The organism is Pseudonocardia sp. EC080619-01, from assembly GCF_001420995.1.
Classification (GTDB): Bacteria; Actinomycetota; Actinomycetes; order Mycobacteriales; family Pseudonocardiaceae; genus Pseudonocardia.
Genome location: NZ_CP012184.1, coordinates 610,679 through 632,293, shown reverse-complemented (window position 1 = coordinate 632,293; position 21,615 = coordinate 610,679). Strand labels below are relative to the sequence as shown.

At 76.2% G+C, this 21,615-nt stretch carries 18 protein-coding genes; 10 read left to right on the top strand and 8 right to left on the bottom strand.

What is annotated here, in order from left to right; all coding sequences use genetic code 11:
- Positions 1-19 precede the first annotated feature (19 nt).
- Both crtI and AD017_RS02905 read right to left on the bottom strand, forming a co-directional pair.
- Complete coding sequence (crtI, locus tag AD017_RS02910) at positions 20-1,579, bottom strand: phytoene desaturase family protein (protein ID WP_010231354.1); 1,560 nt, start codon at positions 1,577-1,579, stop codon at positions 20-22.
- Positions 1,576-2,652, bottom strand: coding sequence for a polyprenyl synthetase family protein (locus tag AD017_RS02905; protein WP_029239599.1), 1,077 nt, complete (start codon positions 2,650-2,652; stop codon positions 1,576-1,578). Before AD017_RS02905 ends, crtI begins: the two co-directional genes overlap by 4 nt.
- Before the next feature lie 194 nt (positions 2,653-2,846).
- On the opposite strand from AD017_RS02905, the gene metF reads away from it, so the two are divergent.
- Complete coding sequence (gene metF, locus AD017_RS02900; RefSeq protein ID WP_060572692.1) at positions 2,847-3,797, top strand: methylenetetrahydrofolate reductase [NAD(P)H]; 951 nt, start codon at positions 2,847-2,849, stop codon at positions 3,795-3,797.
- A gap of 77 nt (positions 3,798-3,874) precedes the next feature.
- Here metF and AD017_RS02895 read toward each other — a convergent pair whose 3' ends face one another.
- On the bottom strand, positions 3,875-4,561 hold the full coding sequence (locus AD017_RS02895; RefSeq protein ID WP_010231349.1) for a DUF3153 domain-containing protein: 687 nt from the start codon (positions 4,559-4,561) through the stop codon (positions 3,875-3,877).
- A 38-nt stretch (positions 4,562-4,599) separates the two neighbouring features.
- Positions 4,600-5,220 carry an N-acetyltransferase gene (locus tag AD017_RS02890; protein ID WP_060572689.1) on the bottom strand — a complete coding sequence of 207 codons (621 nt, stop codon included), beginning with the start codon at positions 5,218-5,220 and terminating at the stop codon, positions 4,600-4,602.
- A gap of 393 nt (positions 5,221-5,613) precedes the next feature.
- Here AD017_RS02890 and AD017_RS02885 point away from each other — a divergent pair, with 393 nt between their 5' ends.
- Both AD017_RS02885 and AD017_RS36960 read left to right on the top strand, forming a co-directional pair.
- Positions 5,614-5,931 carry a hypothetical protein gene (locus tag AD017_RS02885; RefSeq protein WP_010231343.1) on the top strand — a complete coding sequence of 106 codons (318 nt, stop codon included), beginning with the start codon at positions 5,614-5,616 and terminating at the stop codon, positions 5,929-5,931.
- A 393-nt stretch (positions 5,932-6,324) separates the two neighbouring features.
- Positions 6,325-6,615, top strand: a complete 291-nt coding sequence (locus tag AD017_RS36960; RefSeq protein ID WP_238591881.1) for an SAV_6107 family HEPN domain-containing protein — start codon at positions 6,325-6,327, stop codon at positions 6,613-6,615.
- Between the two features lie 3 nt (positions 6,616-6,618).
- Here AD017_RS36960 and AD017_RS02875 read toward each other — a convergent pair whose 3' ends face one another.
- Positions 6,619-7,449: a ParA family protein gene (locus AD017_RS02875; RefSeq protein WP_010232151.1), complete on the bottom strand. Its 831-nt coding sequence runs from the start codon at positions 7,447-7,449 to the stop codon at positions 6,619-6,621.
- Between the two features lie 118 nt (positions 7,450-7,567).
- On the opposite strand from AD017_RS02875, the gene AD017_RS02870 reads away from it, so the two are divergent.
- Positions 7,568-8,326 (top strand): bifunctional 2-polyprenyl-6-hydroxyphenol methylase/3-demethylubiquinol 3-O-methyltransferase UbiG, encoded by a 759-nt coding sequence (locus AD017_RS02870; RefSeq protein ID WP_168170487.1) that lies wholly within the window; start codon positions 7,568-7,570, stop codon positions 8,324-8,326.
- A 309-nt stretch (positions 8,327-8,635) separates the two neighbouring features.
- Positions 8,636-9,046, top strand: a complete 411-nt coding sequence (locus AD017_RS02865; RefSeq protein ID WP_060572687.1) for a DUF3040 domain-containing protein — start codon at positions 8,636-8,638, stop codon at positions 9,044-9,046.
- A 99-nt stretch (positions 9,047-9,145) separates the two neighbouring features.
- Here the strand turns inward: AD017_RS02865 and AD017_RS02860 are convergent, their stop codons facing one another.
- From AD017_RS02860 to AD017_RS02850, 3 genes are read right to left on the bottom strand one after another with little or no spacing between them, the layout of a single operon-like run.
- The gene (locus tag AD017_RS02860) at positions 9,146-11,491 is read right to left on the bottom strand and encodes a DUF3488 and transglutaminase-like domain-containing protein (protein ID WP_145984096.1); all 2,346 of its coding nucleotides are present in this window, start codon (positions 11,489-11,491) and stop codon (positions 9,146-9,148) included.
- The gene (locus AD017_RS02855) at positions 11,488-12,867 is read right to left on the bottom strand and encodes a DUF58 domain-containing protein (protein ID WP_060633761.1); all 1,380 of its coding nucleotides are present in this window, start codon (positions 12,865-12,867) and stop codon (positions 11,488-11,490) included. Before AD017_RS02855 ends, AD017_RS02860 begins: the two co-directional genes overlap by 4 nt.
- Position 12,868: 1 nt before the next feature.
- Positions 12,869-13,930, bottom strand: coding sequence for a MoxR family ATPase (locus AD017_RS02850; RefSeq protein WP_075314118.1), 1,062 nt, complete (start codon positions 13,928-13,930; stop codon positions 12,869-12,871).
- Between the two features lie 1,375 nt (positions 13,931-15,305).
- Between AD017_RS02850 and mraZ the strand changes: the two genes are divergently transcribed.
- The 5 genes from mraZ (at position 15,306) to AD017_RS02825 (ending at position 21,613) form a co-directional block, all read left to right on the top strand.
- Positions 15,306-15,737 (top strand): division/cell wall cluster transcriptional repressor MraZ, encoded by a 432-nt coding sequence (mraZ, locus tag AD017_RS02845; protein WP_010234933.1) that lies wholly within the window; start codon positions 15,306-15,308, stop codon positions 15,735-15,737.
- Positions 15,738-16,105: 368 nt separating this feature from the next.
- A complete protein-coding gene (rsmH, locus tag AD017_RS02840; protein ID WP_060572681.1) occupies positions 16,106-17,119 on the top strand; it encodes a 16S rRNA (cytosine(1402)-N(4))-methyltransferase RsmH in 1,014 nt (337 codons plus the stop codon).
- 37 nt (positions 17,120-17,156) lie between these two features.
- The gene (locus AD017_RS02835; protein WP_145982637.1) at positions 17,157-17,858 is read left to right on the top strand and encodes a septum formation initiator; all 702 of its coding nucleotides are present in this window, start codon (positions 17,157-17,159) and stop codon (positions 17,856-17,858) included.
- On the top strand, positions 17,858-19,696 hold the full coding sequence (locus AD017_RS02830) for a penicillin-binding protein 2 (RefSeq protein ID WP_082399018.1): 1,839 nt from the start codon (positions 17,858-17,860) through the stop codon (positions 19,694-19,696). The genes AD017_RS02835 and AD017_RS02830 overlap by 1 nt, the downstream gene beginning before the upstream one ends.
- 312 nt (positions 19,697-20,008) lie before the next feature.
- Positions 20,009-21,613, top strand: coding sequence for a UDP-N-acetylmuramoyl-L-alanyl-D-glutamate--2,6-diaminopimelate ligase (locus AD017_RS02825; RefSeq protein ID WP_060572678.1), 1,605 nt, complete (start codon positions 20,009-20,011; stop codon positions 21,611-21,613).
- Positions 21,614-21,615 lie beyond the last annotated feature (2 nt).

Genomic DNA, 21,615 nt, shown 5'->3' with positions numbered 1-21,615 from the left:
CGATCGTCCCACGGGGGCGTCAGCGGACCGTCCGCGACCCCGCACCGTGACCGGCGTGTTCGGCCTCCCGGGGGCCGGTGATCCGCTCGGCCGCGAGCCGTCCCGAGATCAGCACCGGCGGGATGCCGACACCCGGTGTGGTGCCGCAGCCCGCGAGCACCGCGTTGGCCGTGCCGGGCACCAGGTTCCGCGGCCGGAAGGGCCCGGTCTGGGGCAGCGTGTGCGAGGCGGAGAACGGCGTCCCGGCGGCCATCCCGGCCCGCGCCCAGTCCTGCGGGGTCCACAGCCGGGTCCAGCTCGGTCCGGTGCCGGGATCGAGCAGCCCTCGGTCGGCCAGCACCCCGAACAGCTCCTCGGCGTAGGCGGGCCCGACCCGTTCCCAGTCCAGGCCCGGGGCGACGTCGGTGTTCGGGCACGGCGCCAGCACGCTGAGCACCTCGCGCCCCGCGGGCTGCAGCGACGGGTCGGTGAGCCCGGGCCGGGTGACCAGCAGCGACGGGTCGCTCATCAGGCGGCCGTCGTCGATGATCTCGCGGAAGGTGCCCTCCCAGGCGGCGCCGAACGAGATCGTGTGGTGGTGCTCCGCGGTCCCGGGGCGCGGTGCGGGGGCCCCGGCGTGCACGACCACCGCCGAGGGCGACCACCGCAGCCCCAGCGGGCGCCGGGGCGCGCCGCCCAGCAGCTCGTAGGCCGCCGGCAGCTCCGGGGTGAGGACGACGGCGTCGCACGCGGTCTCGGTCGTGCCGGAGCCGTCGGCACCGGCGTGCCGCACGGCGGTCACCCGGTCCCCGGACCGCACGAGGCCGGTGACCGTGCGGCCGTAGTGGATGTCGGCGCCGGCGTCGGCGGCCGCTCCGGCCAGCCCGTCGCCCATCGCGCGCATGCCGCCGCGCGGGAACCAGACCCCCGCGACGGTGTCCATGTAGGCGATCACGCCGTAGGCGCCGAGCGCGTCCTGCGGGGCGACGCCGGCGTAGAGCGCCTGGAACGAGAAGATCCGGCGCAGTCGCTCGTCGGGCAGGAACCGGCCGATCCGCCGCCCCAGCCTGCCGAACCCGCCGAGCGCGGCCAGCCGGGCGAGGTCCGGGCCGAGCAGGGAGAACGGCGAGTCCATGTTCGCGCCGATGAAGGAGTCCATCTCGGCGCGGTAGAGGTCGGTCAGCCAGCGGCGCAGCCGCCGGTAGCCGGCCGCCGAGTCCGGTCCGCAGGTCTCGCGGATCTCGTGCTCCATCGCGGCGGCGTCGGTGTGCACCGCGATCGCCGAGCCGTCGGCGAACTCGGCCCGGTAGGCGGGGTCGAGCCGGACGAGGTCGAGGCGGTCCGCCGTCGTCTCGCCGACGGCCGCCAGTGCCGACTCGAACAGCTCCGGCATGGTCAGGACGGTCGGGCCGGTGTCGAGCCGGTAGGTGCCGTGCCCGTCGGCGACGTCGAGGCGTCCGGCCCGGCCACCGGGCACGTCCTCGCGCTCGACGATCGTGACGCGGCGTCCCGCACCGAGCAGGTGCAGCGCGGCCGACAGCCCGGCCAGCCCGGCACCCACCACCACGACGTGGTCGGTGCGGCCCGGGATCCGTCTCACCAGGCCCGCCGGGTGGCGCGCTCGGCCAGCTCGAACAGGTGCGCCCGGCCCGGCTCGGCGACCGGGGCGGCGTCGAGGGCGTCCAGCGCGGACCCGGTCAGTGCCGCGATCCGCTGCTCGACGGCCTGCACCGCCCCCAGCTCGGCCAGCGCCGACCGGGCCCGGTCCAGCGCGTCGTCGGGGAGACCGGGGTCGCCGAGGGCCGCGGTGATCGCCTCGTGCGCGGCCGGGTCGCCGCGCTGCTCGGCCCGTTGCAGGCCGGCCGCGACCAGCAGCGTCCGCTTGCCCTCGCGCAGGTCGTCACCGGCCGGCTTGCCGGTCACCCGGGGGTCGCCGAAGACGCCGAGCAGGTCGTCGCGCAGCTGGAAGGCGACGCCGATGTCCGCGCCGTAGCGGCGGTAGGCGTTCACCACCTGCGGTTCCGCGCCGGCGATCGCCGCGCCGAGGTGCAGCGGGCGCTCCACGGTGTAGGCGGCCGTCTTGAACCGGTCGATCTGCAGCGCCGTGGACTCCGCGGTATCGCCGGAGGCCTGCGCCAGCACGTCGAGGTACTGACCGGCCAGCACCTCGGTGCGCATCGCCCGCCACGGCTCGGCGGCCCGCCCGTGCGCGCCGTCGGGCAGCGCCGCGGAGTGGAACATGTCGTCGGCCCACACCTGGGCGAGGTCGCCGACGAGGATCGCGACCGCCGCACCGAACCGGGCCGGCGGGCCGGACCAGTCGTTCGCCGCGTGCGTCCTGGCGAACTCGACGTGCACCGTCGGACGGCCGCGGCGGGTGGAGGACGCGTCCATCAGGTCGTCGTGCACCAGCGCGCAGGCCTGGATCAGCTCGAGCGACGCGACGGCGGTCAGCACCGCCTGGGCGTGGTCGGAACCCGGGTCGCCGCCCGCTCCGCGCCAGCCCCACCAGGCGAACGTGGGCCGGAGCCGCTTCCCGCCGCCCAGCACGAAGCCGGCGAGCGCGTCGGCGGCCTGCGCGACGGCCGGATCGACGCCCAGGACGTCGGTGCGGCGCCGGTCGAGGTAGCCGGCCAGCACCCGCTCGACGTGCTGGGGCAGCGCGTCGTCCAGCGGGGTGGCACCGGCCGGGGTGACCTCGGCCCGGCCGGACGGGACGGACGCGGGAGCTGCGGGGTCGACCACGGATCCAGGCTATCGGTGGGGCCGCGACCCCACCCGTCGGCCACCTGACGATCAGCGGTGGCACTCGTTACCCTGGCGCCGAAGTGTGTTCCTCCGCACCGACAGCAGGGGGAGTTGCACGTATGGTCACCTCCGTGACGACGACCTCTGCATCCACGGTGACCGAACGGATCAGTGTCGACCGCCCCTTCTTCGCGGTGGAGTTCTTCCCGCCGAAGGACGATCAGGGCGAGGCGGACCTCTGGCGGGCGATCCGCCGGCTGGAGGTGCTCGACCCGGCGTACGTGTCGGTGACCTACGGCGCGGGCGGCTCCAGCCGCGACCGCACCGTGCGCACGGTCGAGCGGATCGCCAGCGACACCACCCTGTGCTCGATGGCGCACCTCACGGCCGTGTCGCACTCGACCGAGGAGCTACGGCACGTGATCGGCTCGCTGGCCGCGGCCGGCGTCCGCAACATCATGGCGCTGCGCGGCGACCCGCCCGGGGACCCGCTGGGCGAGTGGGTCAAGCACCCCGAGGGCCTCGAGTACGCCGACGAGCTGGTCTCGCTGATCAAGCGGTCCGGGCCGTTCTGCGTCGGCGTGGCGGCGTTCCCGTACGGCCACCCCCGCTCGGCGGACGTCGAGTCCGACACCGAGAAGCTGGTCGGCAAGTTCCGGGCCGGTGCCGAGTTCGCGGTGACCCAGCTGTTCCTGGAGCCCGACGGCTTCCTGCGGCTGCGCGACCGGGTCGCCGCGGCCGGGTTCGACCAGCCGATCATCCCCGGGATCATGCCGCTGACCTCCGAGAAGACCTTCCACAAGGGGCCGGAGCTGTCCGGCTCGCCGCTGCCGGAGGCGCTCGTGGAGCGCCTCTCGAAGTACTCCGGCGACGCGAAGGCGTTCCGGGAGGCGGGCATGGAGGTGACCGGCGAGCTCTGCGAGCGGCTGATCGCCGAGGGGGTCTCCGGGATCCACTTCTACTCGCTGAACCGGTCGACGGCGACGACCGAGCTCGTCGAGCGGCTCGGCCTGGCCGCGCAGCCCGCCGGCGCCGACCGCGCCGAGAGCGAGGCCGTGCTGCCCGTCTGAGGCAGCTGCCCGAGGCGACCACGTGCCCGGTACGTCCGTCCCGACCGCGACGGACGTGCCGGGCACGCGTGCGTGTCCTAGCGGCGGATCGCAGGGTTCCGGTCGCGCCGGGCGAGCAGGACGGCCGCCCCGGCGGCGACCACGACCAGCCCGGCCAGCAGCAGCGACCAGCCCAGTACCGACGGCGCGTTCGGGTCGGTCGAGACGACCGAGGCGTTGAGCTGGGAGACCTCGCCCGGGGCGAAGTTCCAGGTGACGGTGCTGCCGTCGGCATCGCCGTCGCTCTCGACAACCTCGCCGGGGAAGCTCATCGCGAGCCGCACGTCGGAACGGTCCACCGGCATCGTCGTCAGGTCGGCGCGGCCCTGCACCGCGATCCGTTCGCCGACCCGGCGCATCTCCACGTTCGCCCGGCCGCCCGCGTTGCCGCCGAGCGCGTTGAGCTCGGAGACCTCGGCGAAGGTGAGGTCGGTGAACGACGCCTGCGAGCCGACGTAGCCGTCCTGGTCGTAGGCCGACACGTCGACCCGGCCCTCGAGCTCCGGCGGCACCGTCATCGTCGGGCCGTCGCCGTCGGGAGCGCCGTCCGGGGTCGCGACCACGACGGTGCCGTCGACCGTGTCGTCGGGCTGGACCGCCATCGCGACCTGGACCCGGGTGCAGCCCGTCAGCGTGATCAGGGCGAGCACCACGAGCAGCACCGCGGCCTTCGACCGGCCCCGGGTACGGCGGCGCGGGACGGCGGCGGTGGTGGGGAACGGCATGCGGGTCATCGTGCCACCCGGCACCGACGGTCCCGGTGTCACGCCGGGTGTGTCGGGTGATCTCTCCCGGGGCCGGGTGACAGCAGCGGGAGCTCCCGGCCGAGGACCGCGAACGGCCGCGGGTCGCCGGTGAACAGGTGCTCGCGCAGGACGTCGCGGAAGCCCGCGCGCCGGTACAGCCGCCAGGCCCGCCCGGGTGCGTCCCGGCCGTACTCGGGGGTGGAGAGCAGCATCCGGGCGCGGCCGGCGTCGCGGGCGAGCGCGTGCAGCAGCTGCTCGCCGATCCCGCCGCCCTGGGCCTGCGGGTGCACGTGGAGCTCGGTGAGCTCGAAGTAGTCGGTCAGCCACTCGGGGCCGACGGCGTCCGGGTCCCCGCGGCGGGACCGCAGCCCGCGCCGGACCTCCTCGAACCACCACTGCCCGGGGCCGCCCCGGTAGCCGTAGCCGATGCCGGTCAGGCGGTTCCGCTCGTCCAGCCAGCCGACGGCGTGCCAGCCGGGCCGGTAGGAGTGCTCCAGCCACAGCGACCGGCGCTGCCGGGCCGTGGAACGCGGGTACCCCATGGCGGTCACGTAGACGTCGATCGCCTCGGCCAGCCGGTCGGCGAAGTCACCGCGGGAGAGCCCGACCAGACGGGGGCGGGCCGGTGCCGCGGTCACGGTCCCCACCGCCCGGCGCGGCGGCGGGTGCGCGCGGCGCTGCGGGTGTCGGACTGCATGTCCCCATCACATCACGACCCGGCCGGGTGTGCGGGCCCGGAGTGCGGGGCCGGCGGCACGGGGCCCGCGGGACCTGCGCCGGATGCCCCGTGCCGGGCGGGCCGCCCGGGACCGGTCCGGCCGGTGCCCCGCACCACCCGTCCGTGGTGCCGGACGCCCGGCGGCCGACTTGACGCCGGATCGAACACGCGTTCTACTGGACGGCGTCGAACACGCGTTCGACGCCCGGGCGTCCGGCGCGGGGTGGGGGAAGCGCCCCGCCGCCGGACGACCCGGGGACCGAGTCCGGGGAGCGGGAGCCGAGGCCCGCCGACCGGGAAGGGGCGTGGTGGTGTGGGCGGCTTCTCGCGACTGTTCCGGGGGCGGCAGCCGGCGGCCATCGACGTGCGCTGGCAGAACGGTGAGCCGGTCGAGTTCCAGCGACGGCCGTCCCGGCGGGGTGAGCGGTTCCTGGTCACCGGCGTCCGGGACCAGTGGATCGAGGAGTCGCCGTGGCCGTTCCCGTCGCCGATGCCGGTCGGCGGGGACCGGCTGAGCTGCTGGCGGGTGCTCGCCCGCTCGGTGGAGGAGCCGCACGAACCGCCCCGCGAGGTGGTGCTGCGGATGCGTGCCGGTCCCGGGGTCTGGGACCTCGTGAAGCTGAACGACTGAACGCGGGAGGTGCGTATGAGGAGCGGGACGATGGAACTCGACCTGCAGCTGCCGGAGCCCCGGCCCCCGCGGTCCGGGGGTGCGGCGGGGCAGGGTGTCCGCGGGGTGTGCCGGGCCGGTGCGCAGGCGGCCGCCCCCGCACGAGGAGTGGCGGCGCCGTGCACACGGACAGGGACGGCTCCGGCTGTGCCGGCTGTGCCGCCTGCGCCGTCGGCGCAGGCCCCGGTGCCGGCTGCTGCTCCGGCGGCTCCCGGAGGGCACGGTGGTGTACGGCGCGGTGGCGGTCGCCGCGCCGCACCGCGCCGCGGTCCGGTCCCGCCGTCGCGTGATGCGCTGGCACGGCTCCGGCAGGCGGCCGACCAGCTGGCGCAGGCCCACCACGAGCCCGAGCCGGTGCGCCGCTATCCCGCCGCCTACCTGGCGGCGCTCCGGGCGGGCGCCGCGGTGCTGGCGATGCGGGCCCGTCCGCGGCCGCGCCGCGGCGCCCCGCGGGACGTCTGGGGGCTGCTCGCGGAGGTCGCACCGGAGCTGGGGGAGTGGGCGTCGTTCTTCGCGTCCTGCTCGCGGACCCGGACCGCGGCCGAGGCGGGCATCGACCGTCTGGTGGACCGCCGCGCCGCCGACGACCTGCTGCGGCAGGCCGAACAGTTCGTCGCCCGGGTGCAGCTGCTGCTGCCCCGGTGAGGATCAGGCCGAGGCGGCCGGGCGGTCCCGGGAGGCGCTGCGCAGCACCCGTCCCAGCAGGGAGCTGAACACCGCGGAGATCTCGCGGGCCCCGGGGGTGTCCCAGGCCTGGATCGGCAGGCAGGCGCCCTGCGCCTGTTGCACCGCCGAGCGGTCGGGAAGGACGCTGTTGAACACCAGGGGGCCGAACAGCTCGCGCAGCTCGGAGATCCGGAACTCGTGCTCGGTGTTGCGGGGCCGTACCCGGTTCACCAGGACGCCCAGCGGCTGGAGCCGGTCGTTGGAGCGTTCCCGCTCGGTCTGCACCGCGTCGAAGGCCCGCTGGACGCCGGACACCGAGAACATCGTCGGGTCGGTCACCAGGATGGCCCGGTCGGAGGCGGACAGCGCGCTGCGCGTGAGCTGTCCCAGCGACGGCGGGCAGTCCACGATCACCAGCCGGTAGCGCTCCTCGACCAGTCCCTCGCCGTCGTCGGACAGCAGGTCCCCGGCCAGCCGCTGCAGCGCACGGTCCAGCCGGTGCAGCTGTGCCGCACCGGGATCGGGATGGTTGTGCCGCTCGGTCTGCTCGGCGCCGACCAGGACGTCGAGACCCTCGCCCCACGCCGACGGCGCGATCGCACGCTCGACGACCGCGCGGCGCGGCTCGTCGAGGACGTCGGCGACCGTCGCGGTGGTCGGCTCCGGGTCCAGGGCGGTGGTGGCGTTGGCCTGCGGGTCGAGATCGACCACGAGGGTGGACACACCGTGCCGCTGGGCCGCGCCGGCGAGACCGAGTGCGACCGTGGTCTTCCCGACGCCGCCCTTGAGACTGAGCGTGGCGACGACCTGCACACCTCCAACCTACAGGGCGGTCCCGCGGCCGTGTCCCGCGGAGTGGCACCGGTCCACACCGGTGCGCCGGTCCGGCGTGGCCGGTGGTGCCACGGAGGGGGAGCACTAGGCTGCGGGCGTGGGATCGCCGACACGTGAGCAGGCCGGAGCAGCGCGCGGTGCGGCCGTGACCCGCGTGCTGGACAGGGAGATCGAGCGGGTCCGCCGCGGGACCGGCAGCGCCCCGCGGGTGCTGGACGTCGGTGGTGGCAGCGGGACCTGGGCGGTCCCCCTGGCCGTCACCGGATGCGCGGTGACGGTCGTCGACACCAGCCCGAACGCCCTGGCCACCCTGGCCCGCCGCGCGGACGAGGCCGGCGTCACCGACCGGATCACCCCGGTGCACGGCGACGTGGACACCCTCGCCGACGTGGCCCCCGCCGACGGCGCCGACCTCGTGCTCGGCCACGGCCTGCTCGAGGTCGTCGACGAGCCGGGCCGCGTCCTGACGGCGCTGGCGTCCGCGGCCGCGCCCGGCGGTGCGGTCTCGGTGCTGACCGTCGGCCGCTACGGGGCCTTCGTCGGCCGGATCACCACCGGGCGGCTGGCCGAGGCCCGTGCGGTCCTCACCGACCCGGACGGCCGCAGCGGCCCGGACGACCGCCTGCTGCGCCGGTTCGACGCCGGGCAGCTGCGCGAGCTCGCGTCCGCCACCGGCCGGCTGGAGGTCGAGGCGCTCCAGGGGGACGGCACCCTCGAGGCGTGGCTCCCCGGTCCCGGCCCGGACGGTGAACCGGCCGGACGGGACGAGCGGGACGAACTGGACGCTCTGGCGTCGGCGGTGCCGGCACTGGGTGAGGTCGCTCCGCGGTTGCATCTGCTCGCCCGGCGGTTCTGAGGCGTGATGCCGACCTCTCCGTGAGGTCGCCGTGCGGCGACCGTCCGTCGTCGTCCGTCGGGCGTTCACCTGCGGTTCCACGGCCGATCGGGTTGCTCCGACCCGCCGAACGTGATCGGCGACACGCCGCGCCACGCCGTCCGCTCGACGATCAGCCGTGCGGGTTGGCCGGTCCGGGTGGTCGCCGCACGATTCGCCTCGTACTCTTGGACCCAGACGCCCAGGTGGGGCGCCCGTCGTTCCGATCGGGGCAGGGAAGCCCGGGTCGATTCGGCCTACCGTCCGATTTCGTGTGCCGGAGGTGAAGGCATGCCGCTCTCCGAGCACGAGCAGCGCCTGCTCGAACAGATCGAACGGGCCCTCTACCAGGAGGACCCGAAATTCGCCTCGTCGGTGAGTGGCAGCCGGATGAGCAAGCCGGCTCGTCGGCGCCGGATCCAGGGGGCCGTCCTCTTCGTCGTGGGTCTCGTCCTGCTCGTGGCCGGGATCCCGTTCCAGGTGCTGTACCTGGGCGACATCCCGGTGCTCAGCGTCGTCGGGTTCCTGGCGATGCTCGGCGGAGCCCTCCTCGCGGTGACCTCGATCGGCGCGCGCGGCGGTAACGACGCCGAAGCGGCCGAGGGCGACGCGACCCCGCCGAAGGACAAGCCCGGTGGGGAGAACGGTGGCTTCACCGACCGGATGGAGGAGCGCTTCCGGCGCCGCTTCGAACAGGAGTGACTCCGGCGGCCACACGGCCGCGACACGAACCCACGGCGGGGCGGGACACCACGGTGTCCCGCCCCGCCGTCGTGTGCGCTCCGGTGTACGGCGTGGCGGTCAGCGTCGAGGCGCGTCCGCGGGCTCGTCGCCGGGCGAGGTACCGGCGACGGGGGAGGTGTCGTCCACGCCGGTCCCACCGTCGTCGTCGCCCATGTCGCCGTTCCGGGTGCGCCGCACGGACTCCGGCACCACCGACGCCGGCAGTATCCGCGCCCGCAGGGACGGGGCACCGGTGGCGATCGCCGTCCGCACCTCGTCGACCAGGCCGTCGAGGACGTCCGGCTCCGGGGGCATCGCCCCGTACCAGCTGGCCTCCACGCTGCGGACGAGCTGCTGCAGCGCCTCCGCCGCCCGGTCGGTCAGGCCGTGCCGCTCGGTGATCCGGTCCGCTGCGGCCCGCACCGTGTCGCCGGGCGGGACCGGCACGCCGTGGTCGCGGGACGCGGCGAGCACCTCGTCCCAGGCGGCGGTCGCGGCGCCCGGGCCCCCGGCGCGCGCGATGCCGGCCCGGCGCGCGTACTGACGGCGGCGCCAGAACCCCGGGAACAACGCCAGCAGCACCAGCCCGGCGAGGGCCAGGGCGCCCACGAGCACCGGGAGCCACCAGGTCCCGGCAACCGGACCGGGTTCCTGGCCGTCCTCGGCCGGGGGCGGCGGTTCCGGCGTGGCCTCGTCCCCGCCCGCCGGGGGCGGGGGAGCGGCGGTCGGCTCCGGGGCCGGCGGCTGCTCCTGGGCGGGGGTGCCGCCGTCCTGCTCGCGGGCCTGCTGGACGTAACCGGGGTCGATGGTGCGGCCGTCGGCGAGCGGGGTCGGGTCGAACGTCATCCAGCCGTAGCCGGGGAACCACGCCTCGACCCAGGCGTGCGCGTCCTCGGTGGTGATCGTGCGGCCGTCCGGGCCGTCGTCGCCCGCGGTGAACCCGACCGCGACCCGGGCCGGGACGTCGACGGCCCGCAGCATCACGGCCATGGCGGACGCGTACTGCTCGCAGTAGCCGGTCCGGCCGCGGGTGAGGAAGTCGACGAGCGCGTCCCCGCCGCCGCCGGGCGCCGTCGACAGGCTGTAGGTGAAGGGCGAGCCGGGGCCGGTGAAGTGGTTCTCGATCGCCATCGCCCGGTCGAACGGGGTGGCCTCGCCGGCGGTGACGTCCTGCGCGATCTGCGCCACCCGCGGGTCGACGCCGGTGGTGTCCAGGTACGAACGGTCCACGGTGACCGGCCCGCCCGCTCCGCGCAGCTGCTCCGCGGACGGCTCGGGCAGACGCATGGCCTGCGACCAGCCGTCCTCCTCGCGGGGGCGTTCGCTGTAGGCGATGCCGCCGGCCGCGTCGTATGCCCAGCTGTCCGAGGCGACCTCGACCGCCGTCGGGTCGCCGAACACCGGCAGCCAGTAGTCGCGGAAACCGAGGTTGTCCACCTGCACGGTCTGCTCGGCAGCGGGCCCCGACGTCGACGGCGGCAGCTGCCCGCTCAGCGGGACACCCGGTGCGGGCCGCTCCGCCGTCCAGCCCTCCTGGGGCACGTAGGTCTGCAACGTCAGGGCGCGCAGGTAGCTCGCCCGCTGCAGGCCCTGCACGCGGAACAGCTCCCGCGGCTCGCTGCGGGTCAGCTGGCCGCGCAGCGAGGTGAAGGGGTTCAACCCGATCGAGCCGTCCGCGCCGCCACCGGCGCCGCCGGTCGCGTCGAACCGGCCCGCGGTGCCGACGGCGGTCGCGGCGGTGCCGACCAGGAGCGCGCCGACGACGGCGACCGCGACGACCGCGATCCCGCCCGGTGCCTGCCGCAGCCGCTCCGGGCGCAGCAGGAGCAGCACGAACCCGGCCCCGGCCGCCACCAGCGACCACCACGGCAGCAGGTCGGACTGCAACGCCGTCGGCACCGCGAACACCACGAGCAGCGGCACCCCGGCCGCGGCGGGCGCCGCGACGGTCACGGCGAGCCCGAACACGGCGATGGCGAGCGTGCCGAAGCCGAGCGTGACCAGCAGCAGGATCTCCGGCGTCGCGGCGACCGGCGGGACGCCCGTGTCGATCTGCTGCCCGGCGCCGCCGAGCAGTGCGCCGAGCTCGGCGAGCGCGTCCGGTCCCGGCAGGACGACGGCCACGCCACTGCCGGTGAACCAGCCGGTGGCCAGCAGCGCGAGGGCGACCAGCTGGCCCGGCGCGGCGAGCCACGGCCGGACCCGCACCAGCACCGCCCCGGTCACGACGACGACCGCCACCGCGACCAGCGCGTGCCACACCCAGGCGGCGCCCTGCACGACCGCGCCGGTCGCCGAACCGGCCAGCAGGACGGCGAGACCGGAGGCGAGCGGCGCGAGCAGCGCGGTCCAGCCCAGGGGGCCGGGCGGACCACCCGACGCCGGGGTGGCCGCCGTCGGCGGTGCTGTCGCCAGCGCGCTCACCGGAGGGCTCCCGCCGGCGCAGCGGGTTCGCCGCACGCGTCGGCCCAGGCCCGCTGCACGGTGACCCCCGCGGGCACGACGGTCGCCTGCCAGCCGGCCTGACGCAGCGCCCCGGCCGCGGTCGCCGCGCGACCGGTACCGGTGCCGGAACCCCACCCGTCGACGTCGAGCAGGATCGCGTGCCCGCCCCGCGGCCAGGCGGCCGTCAGCGCCGTCACGTCCCGGGGACCGGTGGAGCCGAGGACGGCGAGCACGCCGTCCGAGGTCACGGTGCCCGCCGCGGGCTCACCGGTCCCACCGAGCGCGGCCGTCGCGGACGGGCGCAGCACCGCGAGGGACTCGAGCCGCTGGGGCACCTGGTCCTCCTCACCGGTCGGGACCGGCCCGCCGTCGTCGAGGGGGTCGCCGGACTCGTCGACCAGGGTGACGGCCTCACCGCGACGCACCAGGTGCACCGCGACGCTGGCGGTGAACTCCACCGCCCACTCCAGGCTGGACGCGGCGCCGTGACCGCGGTGCGCGGCGTCCCGCCGGTCGAGCAGCAGCGTCACCCCGGAGGGGTCGGGACGGTCGTCGAGCCGGACCATCAGCTCGTCGCGTCGCGCGCTGGAGCGCCAGTGCACGCGACGCATCTCGTCGCCCTGGCGGTACGGGCGGATGAGGACGTCCGGGTTGCCGGTGCCGGGACGGCTGCCGCCCTCGGCGCCCCGGCCGACCGCGGTCGAGGCGAGCGGCGGACGCCCGGTCAGCGGCGTGACCCGGGGGAGTACCAGCCAGCGGTCGGCGGCGAGCAGGTCGTGCCGGAACTCGGCCAGGCCGAGCGGGTCGGTGCCGCGCCCGCGCAGCGGGCCGATCCGGTAGGCGCCACGGACCGCCGGACGGAGCGGGTAGCCGACCCGGGCTCCCCGGCGGCCGAGACGGTGGACGGTGAACCGGGGCGGGTAGCGGTCGGACGGCCCGGCCGCGTCGGGCACGTGGTCGGCGATGCGGAGCGAGCCGAGCAGCGCGCCGCCCGCGATGCGCAGCAGCGCCGTGCCCGAGGCACCGGCCTCGATCCGGACCGGTTCCAGTGACCGCTCCACCTGCAGCGTGCGGCGCGACCGGAGCGCGACCACCAGCGCCAGCAGCGGGAGCAGCACGACGAACGCCCCGACCCGGACGAGATCCCGCTCGTCGAGGACGACGGCGGACACGACCATCGCGAGGCCACCCGCCAGCAGACAACGGCCGCGGACGGTCAGGCCGGCCCGCCGCTCCGTGCGCGGGGCCGCGGTGGGTGCGGACGGGGCGGAGGACCGCCCGGTGTCGGTGGGTCCGGCGCCACCCGTGGCGGGCCGGGCCGGTGGGCCGTCCCGACGGGGGTCCGGTGCGGTCACGTCAGCCCCGCGGCGGGGACGGCACCGCGACCCGGCCGACGGCGCCGCGCACGAGATCGGCGGTCGAACGGCGGGCGGCGACACCCTCCGGCCCGAGGAGCAGGCGGTGCGCCAGGACGGGGACCGCGACGGCCTGGACGTCGTCCGGGATCACGTAGCCGCGCCCGGCGGTGACCGCCCACGCCCGCGCGGCACGGAGCAGGTGCAGCGTCGCGCGCGGGGAGGCGCCGAGCCGGACCTCGCTGAGCCGGCGGGTCGCGCCGACGATCTCGACGCAGTACCGGCGCACCTCGGCGGCCGTGTGCAGGGCCCGGGTCGCGGCGATCATCGAGCGGATCGTGCGCAGGTCGGTGACGGGGCGCATGCGGTCCAGCGGCTCGGCGGCGCCGTGCTCGTCGAGCATCGCCAGCTCGGCCGCCGGGTCCGGGTAGCCGACCGAGATCCGGATCGTGAAACGGTCCCGCTGCGCCTCCGGCAGCGGGTAGGTGCCGTCCATCTCGACCGGGTTCTGGGTCGCGACGACCATGAACGGGTCCCCGAGGGGATAGGTGCCGCCGTCGACGGTCACCTGGTGCTCGGCCATGCACTCCAGGAGCGCGGACTGCGTCTTCGGCGACGCCCGGTTGATCTCGTCGGCGATCACGAGGTTGGCGAACACCGGTCCGGCGCGGAACTCGAACTCGGCGGTCTGCCGGTTGTAGACCGAGGTGCCGGTGATGTCACCGGGCAGCAGGTCCGGGGTGAACTGCACCCGGCTCACGGCGCCGTCGACCGAGCGGGCGAGCGCCTTGGCGAGCGAGGTCTTGCCGACGCCCGGGACGTCCTCCACCAGGAGGTGCCCCTCGGACAGCATGGCGACCAGCGCGAGACGGACCGCGTCCGGCTTGCCGACGATCACCCTCTGGACCGCGGCGGCGATCCGGCCCGCGACCTCGGCGACGGCCCCCGCGTCCATCGGTTCGGCGGCGTACCCGGGGGTCGCGCCGGTCGAGTCCGGATGACGCCCGGACACACCGGACGGCGGGGACGGCACGGACGGCGCAGAGGGTGCGCTCGACGACAACGGGCCTCCTCGGGTGGCGACGCGGGCGGGTCCAGTCTGTCAAACCTCGCACGCAGGGGGACGGGTACCGCTCCCGGCGGACGACCGTTGCTCCGGACGGTCGTACCGATCGTCGCACCCGGCCGGACACGGGCCCGGAAACCGGGCGCGCCGGGGACCGCGGACCGCCACGGGCGGTGCTCGCCGGGCCACGGAGGGTCGTCGCGGGGCGCGTCGACGCGGGGCGGGCACGGGCCGGGGCGACGCCACCACCCCGACGGCCGCGAGCGCATCGGCGGCGCCCGTCGCCGGCCACGCAGGAATCGGCACACCCCGTGTCCGCTCGACGCCCCTCGCCGGCTCGGTGCCCCTCGGTCGACCGACGCCCCCTGACCGGCTCGGCGCCCCCCGACCGGCTCGGCGCCCCCCAACCGGCTCGGCGCGCCCCGTTCCGGCTCGGCGCGCCCCGCGCCGGTTCCCTGCACCGCGCGCCGATTCGGCGCACCCGTGCCGACTCGGCGCACCGAGCGCCGGCTCCGCGCACCGCGTGCCGGTTCGGTGCACCCCGCGCCGGTTCCGCGCACCGCGTGCCGACGCCGCGCACCCCGTGCAACGGGTGCGGCGCACGGCAATGGGGTGCGGCGCACGGCAATGGGGTGCGGCCACCGGGGAGGGCCGCGCCATCCCGCCGCGAACCGGGGCATGCACAGGCTCCGGTGCCGGCCGCCCTCCGGTGCCGGCCACCCTCCGCCGCCCGCCGCCGCACCCCTCGACGGCTCGGCGCACCCACCGGCGGTCCGAGGCACCCGTTGCGTGGGGTGCTGCGCGCTGCCGGGGGGTGCGGCAGAACGTCGCGGGGTGCGGCGGGTGCGGCGGGTGTGGTGGCGCGGCGCGGGGCAGAGGGGTGCAGCAGGACGTCGCGGAGTGCGGCAGAACGTCGCGGGGTGCGGCGGGGTGCGGGGCCGCACGACGGCGGGGCCGCGGGACGGCGGGGCCGCACGACGGCGGGGTGTGGGGCGGGACGGAGTGGGGTGCGGGGCGGTCGGACCGGCTGCCCCCACCTCCCCCCACCGGATCCCCCACGACGCCCCCCACGGCGCCCCCCACGTCGCCCCCACCTCTTCCCACCACTCGTGCCCCGATCCGGCCGAATCGCGCTCTGACCTGCGATGACGTCCGGTGGGGGAGAAGGGGGGTGATCGGGCCGGATCTGGGCCCCGGACGTCCCGCTACCGGGTGGCGCCGCGCCGCTCCCCACGACTCCCCACCGCCTGTCACCTGCGGAAACACCGGATGAACCCCGGAGACCGGACCCTGCTCGGGTTGACGGTGGGTGGTTGTGGGGTACTGTGGTGATCGCTGGGGCGAACAGGTGCCCCAGGTGGAGGTGGGGTCGGTGTTCCTCGGCACCTATTCCCCGAAGCTGGACGACAAGGGGCGGCTCACGCTGCCGGCCAAATTCCGCGACGAGTTGCGAGGCGGTTGCATGATCACGAAAGGGCAGGACCACTGCCTCTACGTGTTCACCCGTGACGCCTTCACCGAGATGGCGCGCAAGGTCGCCGCGGCCCCGCTGACGAACGAGTCGGCGCGGGTGTTCCAGCGCAACCTCTTCTCGGGCACCGACGAGCAGAACCCCGACGGCCAGGGCCGGATCGCGATCACGTCCGAGCTCCGCCGGTACGCCGGACTGTCCAAGGACTGCGTGGTGATCGGCGCGTTCACGCGTGCCGAGATCTGGGACGCGCAGGCCTGGCAGGAGTACCAGGAGCGACACGAGGACGAGTTCGCCAAGGCCCAGGACGAGGTTCTGCCCGGGCTGTTCTGACTCCCGCTGGCGGGTGGGAGGACGAGCGGCACAGGAACGACACGGGCGGCAGCACCGTCGCCGTCCCGACCCGGGTGCCGTGATCGCCCGGCCCTGGCACACCTTCCCCGGTGCCAGGTCCGGACGGCACGGTCCCCGGGTGGGGGCGGCGCCGGATCCCCACCCCGACTGGGGAGTTCGGGTGGGGCGGCGACGCCCGCGTCACCGGGAGTGCGGCGGGACCGGTTGTGGGAACCGGCGACGTGGCACGACCTACGTACAGGATCGACCGGTTCCGGCCCCGCGAGGGGCCGGGACCGGATCCGGGACCACGCCGGCGGCGCGGGGCCGGGAGCACGGACCACGGGGACGGACGACGGCACCGGGGGGTGGACGTGGACAGCACCGGGCCGGACCCGTCACCCGCCGAGCGGCACACCCCCGTCCTCCTGGAGCGCGTCTCCGCGCTGCTCGCCCCGGCGATCGCGGACCGGCCCGCCGTCTACGTCGACGCCACCCTCGGCATGGGCGGCCACGCCGCCGCCCTGCTCGCCACACACCCGCAGCTGACCGTCGTCGGGCTCGACCGCGACCCGCAGGCCCTGGACCTGGCCGGTCGCCGGCTCACCGCGTACGCCGACCGGCTGCGCCCGGTGCACGCCGTCTACGACCGGATCGGCGAGGCCCTCGACGAGACGGGCGTGGGGCCGGCCGACGCGATCCTCTTCGACCTCGGCGTCTCCTCGCTGCAGCTCGACGAGGTCGAGCGCGGCTTCTCCTACTCCCGCGACGCGGATCTCGACATGCGGATGGACCCGACCACTGGGCCGACCGCCGCCGACGTGCTCAACACCTACACCGCGCCCCAGCTACGCCGGATCCTGCGCGAGTACGGCGAGGAGCGCTTCGCCGGCCCGATCGCGAACGCGATCGTCCGGAACCGGGAGAAGCGGCCTTTCACCCGCAGCGCCGAGCTCGTCGAGCTGCTCTACGGGGTCGTCCCGGCCGCGTCCCGCCGCACCGGCGGGCACCCGGCCAAGCGGACGTTCCAGGCGCTGCGCATCGAGGTCAACGCCGAGCTGGACGTCCTGCGGGACGCGTTGCCCGCGGCGTTCGACGCACTCGCCCCGGGCGGCCGGATCGTCGTCCTGTCGTACCACTCGCTGGAGGACCGGATCACCAAGCGCGCCCTCGCCGAGCGCACCCGCTCGCGGACCCCGCTCGACCTCCCGGTCGAGCTGCCCGGGCACGAGCCGGAGTTCCGGCTGCTGACCCGGGGCGCCGAGACGGCGTCCGACGACGAGATCGAACGCAATCCGCGGGCCGCCCCGGTGCGGCTGCGTGCGGCCGAGCGGACCGGGGGCGCCACCGGGCCCGGACCCGACGGCGGCGAACGCGGATGACCGGCACGACCAGCACGGCGGAGAGGCAGGAATCCCGATGAGCACACCCGTCATCGAGCGCCCGGGTACCCCGGGCGGTGGCCGGCCGCGTCCGCAGACCCGCCGGACGGCTGCCCCGCCGCGGATCCCGGCGCAGCGGGGGCCGGGCGACGCCCGGCGGGCCCAGGACCAGCGCCGGCGCAGCGCGGCACGGGAGAACACCGGTCGCGCGAAGTTCGTGCTGGTCGTGATGGTGCTGCTCGCCGTCGGGCTGATCGCGACGCTGTGGCTGTCGACCGCCGCGGCCGCCGACTCCTACGCGCTGCAGGAGGCCCGCCAGCGCACCGGCGGCCTGACCGAGCAGTCCGAGGCCCTCCGCAAGGAGGTCTCGGTGCTGGAGAGCCCGGCCTCGCTGGCGCAGCGCGCCGCGGCCCAGGGCATGGTGCCGGTCTCCGACCCGGCCCGGCTGGTCGTCGCGCCGGACGGGCGGGTCGACGTCGTCGGGGAGCCGCAGGCCGCGGTCGCTGCGGCCCCGCCGCCCGCACCCGATGCGCCGCAGCCCGCCGCGCCGGCCGCACCGCAGGGCACCACCTCGGACCCGGAGGCCGACGGCGGTGACGCCGCCGCGGCGGCCGGGGCCCGGGCGGACGCCCCGGCCGCGGACGCGCCGCAGGACGGGCAGCAGGGGCCGGACGGCGCCGCGCCCGAGGGCGCCGAGCGCGAGGTCCCCGCCGACACCCGGGCCGCGGGCCGGGACTGATGGCCTACGCCCCGCCCCGCCCCCGGCGGCCCGGCGGGGGCCCGCCGCGGTCCGGCGGCCCCCGGCGACGGCGCTCCGCGGCCGACGACCCGCGCTTCCGGCTGCGTCTGGCCTGGGTGCTGCTGGCGGCGCTGTTGCTCGTCGCGGGCACGAAGCTCGTGTTCGTGCAGACGGTGCAGGCCGGCACGCTCACCGCGGACGCCGAGAAGCAGCGCGCCAGCCGGATCACCATCCCCGCGGAGCGCGGCGCGATCACCGACAAGGACGGCAACGTCCTCGCCTTCTCGACCGAGTCGAAGGCGCTGGTCACCAACCCCCGGCTGATCGACAAGACGAAGGGCGCCGAGGCGGTCGCCTACAAGCACGCGATGGCCACGGCCGTCGCCGCCGTCACGAAGGGCGACCCGGCGGAGCTCGAGCGTGCGCTGAACACCGACCGCGGGTACGTCGTCATGGCGACGGCGGTCGACCCGGCCCCGGCGCGGGACCTGCGGGAGAAGTTCCCGGAGATCGCCGAGGAGGGCCGTGAGGCACGCCAGTACCCGGGCGGGACGCTCGCGTCGAACATCATCGGCGCCGCCACCTGGAGCGCCGACGCCCAGAAGCTGGTCGGCCGCATCGGGCTGGAGTCCTCCGACGACGGCCTGCTCGCCGGCCAGGACGGGTTCCAGGTCGCCGACACCGCGGAGGGCAGCCGCACCGTCATCCCGGGCAGCGTGCGGTCCGAGCAGCCCGCGGTGTCCGGGTCGGACGTCCAGCTGACGATCGACTCGGACCTGCAGCACCAGGTGCAGCGGATGCTGTCGGAGTACGCCGCGAACTCCGGCGCCCGCAGCGGCTCCGCCGTCGTGCTCGACCGGGAGACCGGGGAGGTGCGGGCGCTGGCGGACAACACCTCCTTCGACCCGGCGCAGCTGCTCACCTCGGACCCGAAGTCGCTCGGGAACAAGGCCGTCACGACGCCGTTCGAGCCGGGCTCGGTCAACAAGGTCGTGACGATGGCGGCGGCGCTGCAGGCCGGCGTCGTGAAGCCGGAGGACGTGCTCGAGGTCCCCGGCAGCATCGAGTTCGCCGACCGGACGATCAAGGACGCCTGGGCACACGGTCTCGACCGCTACACCCTCACCGGGGTGCTGGCGAAGTCGTCGAACGTCGGGACCCTGATGACCGCGCAGAAGGTCGGCCCGGACGCGTTCTCCGACATGCTCGGGCGGATGGGCGTCGGCCAGCGGACCGGGATCGGGCTGCCCGGCGAGAGCGCCGGCGTCGTCCCGCCGCGGGCGACCTGGTCCGGGTCGACGTTCGGCAACCTGCCGATCGGGCAGGGCCTGTCGATGACCGTGCTCCAGATGGCCGGGATGTACCAGGCGATCGCGAACGACGGCGTCCGCATCCCGCCGCGGGTCGTCGCCTCGACCACCGGCCCGGACGGCGTGCGGGTCCCGGCAGAGGCGGCTGCGCCGGTCGAGGTGATGTCGCCGCAGACCGCGCAGACGCTGCGGACGATGCTCACCGCCGTCACCCAGAACGAGCGCGGCCAGGCCGGGACCGGCCCGGCCGCCGCCGTCCCCGGCTACGAGGTGGCCGGCAAGACCGGTACCGCCCAGCAGGTCGACCCGGAGACCGGCGCCTACTCGCGGTCCCAGTACTGGATCACCTTCGCCGGGATGCTCCCGGCGCAGGACCCGCGGTTCGTGATCGGGATCATGCTGGACGCGCCGAAGGCCGGGACCAGCGCGGCGCCGCTGTTCCACGACATCGCGTCCTACCTGGCACAGCGGGACGGGATCCCGGTCCGGACGACCCCGCCGCCGGTCCAGACGCTGCAGATCAAGTGACACGGCCGGGGGCCGCCGGTGTGCGTCGGGCGGTCCCCGGTGCCGCTCACCCGTACGGGGCACGCCGGTCGCGGTCCGGGCTGCCCGTGACGGCCCGCTCACCGGCCGTGCGCCTGCGCCGGATGGCGGCATCGGTGTCGTCGTACGGCCGTACGGTGACGCGGGTCCCACCGCCCGTCGTGACGACGCCCGCGAGCGGTCCTCCGAGCCGGAACCGGCCGCAGGGCCGGTTGCCGCCGGTCGGTAACCTCCCGCGCTGTGCCCGACGTCCACGCTGCGTACGCCCCCCGTGCCGAGGGTGGAGCCCGGCCGGTGACCCGTGACCAGCTGCCCGACCGGCCGGAGACGGTCCGCCCGGTCGACGTCGCCCTGCTCGGACGGCTCGCCGGAGCCGAGCTGAACCCGCGCACCGCGGGGACCGGTCCCGGCCCGCTGCTCGACGCCGCCGCGGGACCGCACGTCGTCACCGGCGCCACCCTGCGGGCGGGCTCGGTGCGTCCGGGCGACCTGTTCGCCGCGCTGCCCGGTGCCCGCGCGCACGGCGCCGACTTCGCCGCCCAGGCGATCGCCGGGGGAGCGGCCGCGGTGCTCACCGATGCGGACGGCGCGGACCGTCCGGAGATCCGCCACTCCCGGCTGCCGGTGCTCGTGCACCCGGCGCCGCGGGAGGTCCTCGGCCCCGTCTCCGCGGCGATCTACGGCGAGCCGACCGCCCGGCTGCGGGTGCTGGGGGTCACCGGCACGTCCGGCAAGACGACCGTCGGGCACCTGCTGGAGGCGGGCCTGACCGCCGCCGGCCGGTCCACCGGGCTGCTCGGCACCGTCCGGACCCGGGTGCAGGTGCCGGGCGAGGAGCCGCGGGCGCTGCCCAGCGCCTTCACCACGCCGGAGGCGCCCGACCTGCAGGCGCTGTTCGCGGTGATGGTCGAGGCCGGCGTCACCGACGTCGCGATGGAGGTCTCCAGCCACGCGCTCGCGCTGGGCCGGGTCGGCGGTTCGCGGTTCGCGGTCGGCGCCTTCACCAACCTCTCGCAGGACCACCTGGACTTCCACCCGACGATGACCGACTACTTCGAGGCCAAGGCCCGGCTGTTCGGCGGCGGCGGTGCGGGCGTCGAGGCGGCCCGGCACGGCGTGGTCTGCATCGACGACGAGTGGGGCCGCCAGCTCGCCTCCCGCCGCCCGGACGCGGTGACGGTGGGCTCCGACCCGGCCGGCCCGCACGCGACCTGGACGGTGCGCGATCTCGTGGCCCACCCGGACGGCACCCAGACCTTCACCGCCGTCGGGCCGGGCGGACTGGCCCAGGCCGTCACGCTGGCGCTGCCGGGTCGCTACAACGTGGCGAACGCCCTGGTGGCGCTGGCCTGCCTCGACGCCGACGGCATCCCGCCCGAGGTCGCCGCGCAGGGCTTCGCCCGGCTGTCGGTGCCGGGCCGGATGCAGCGGGTCGACGCCGGGCAGCCCTGGCTCGCGGTGGTCGACTACGCGCACAAGCCCGCCGCCGTCGCCGCGCTGCTGGACGCACTGCGCGCCCAGATCCACCCGCACGCCCGCGTGATCACGGTGCTCGGCTGCGGCGGCGACCGGGACACCGGCAAGCGCCCGCTGATGGGTGCCGCGGCCGCGATCCGCTCGGACACGCTCGTCGTCACCGACGACAACCCGCGCGGCGAGGAGCCTGCGACGATCCGCAGGGCGATGCTGGAGGGCGCGATGCACGAGCCCGCCCGCGGGGACGTGATCGAGATCGGGGACCGGCGGAGCGCGATCGTGTACGCCGTGCGGTCCGCGCGCCCCGGCGACGCCGTCGTGATCGCCGGCAAGGGCCACGAGACCGGTCAGGAGGTGCACGGGGTCAAGTACCCGTTCGACGACGCGGACGAGCTGGTGAACGCGATCCGTGCGGCCTCATGACG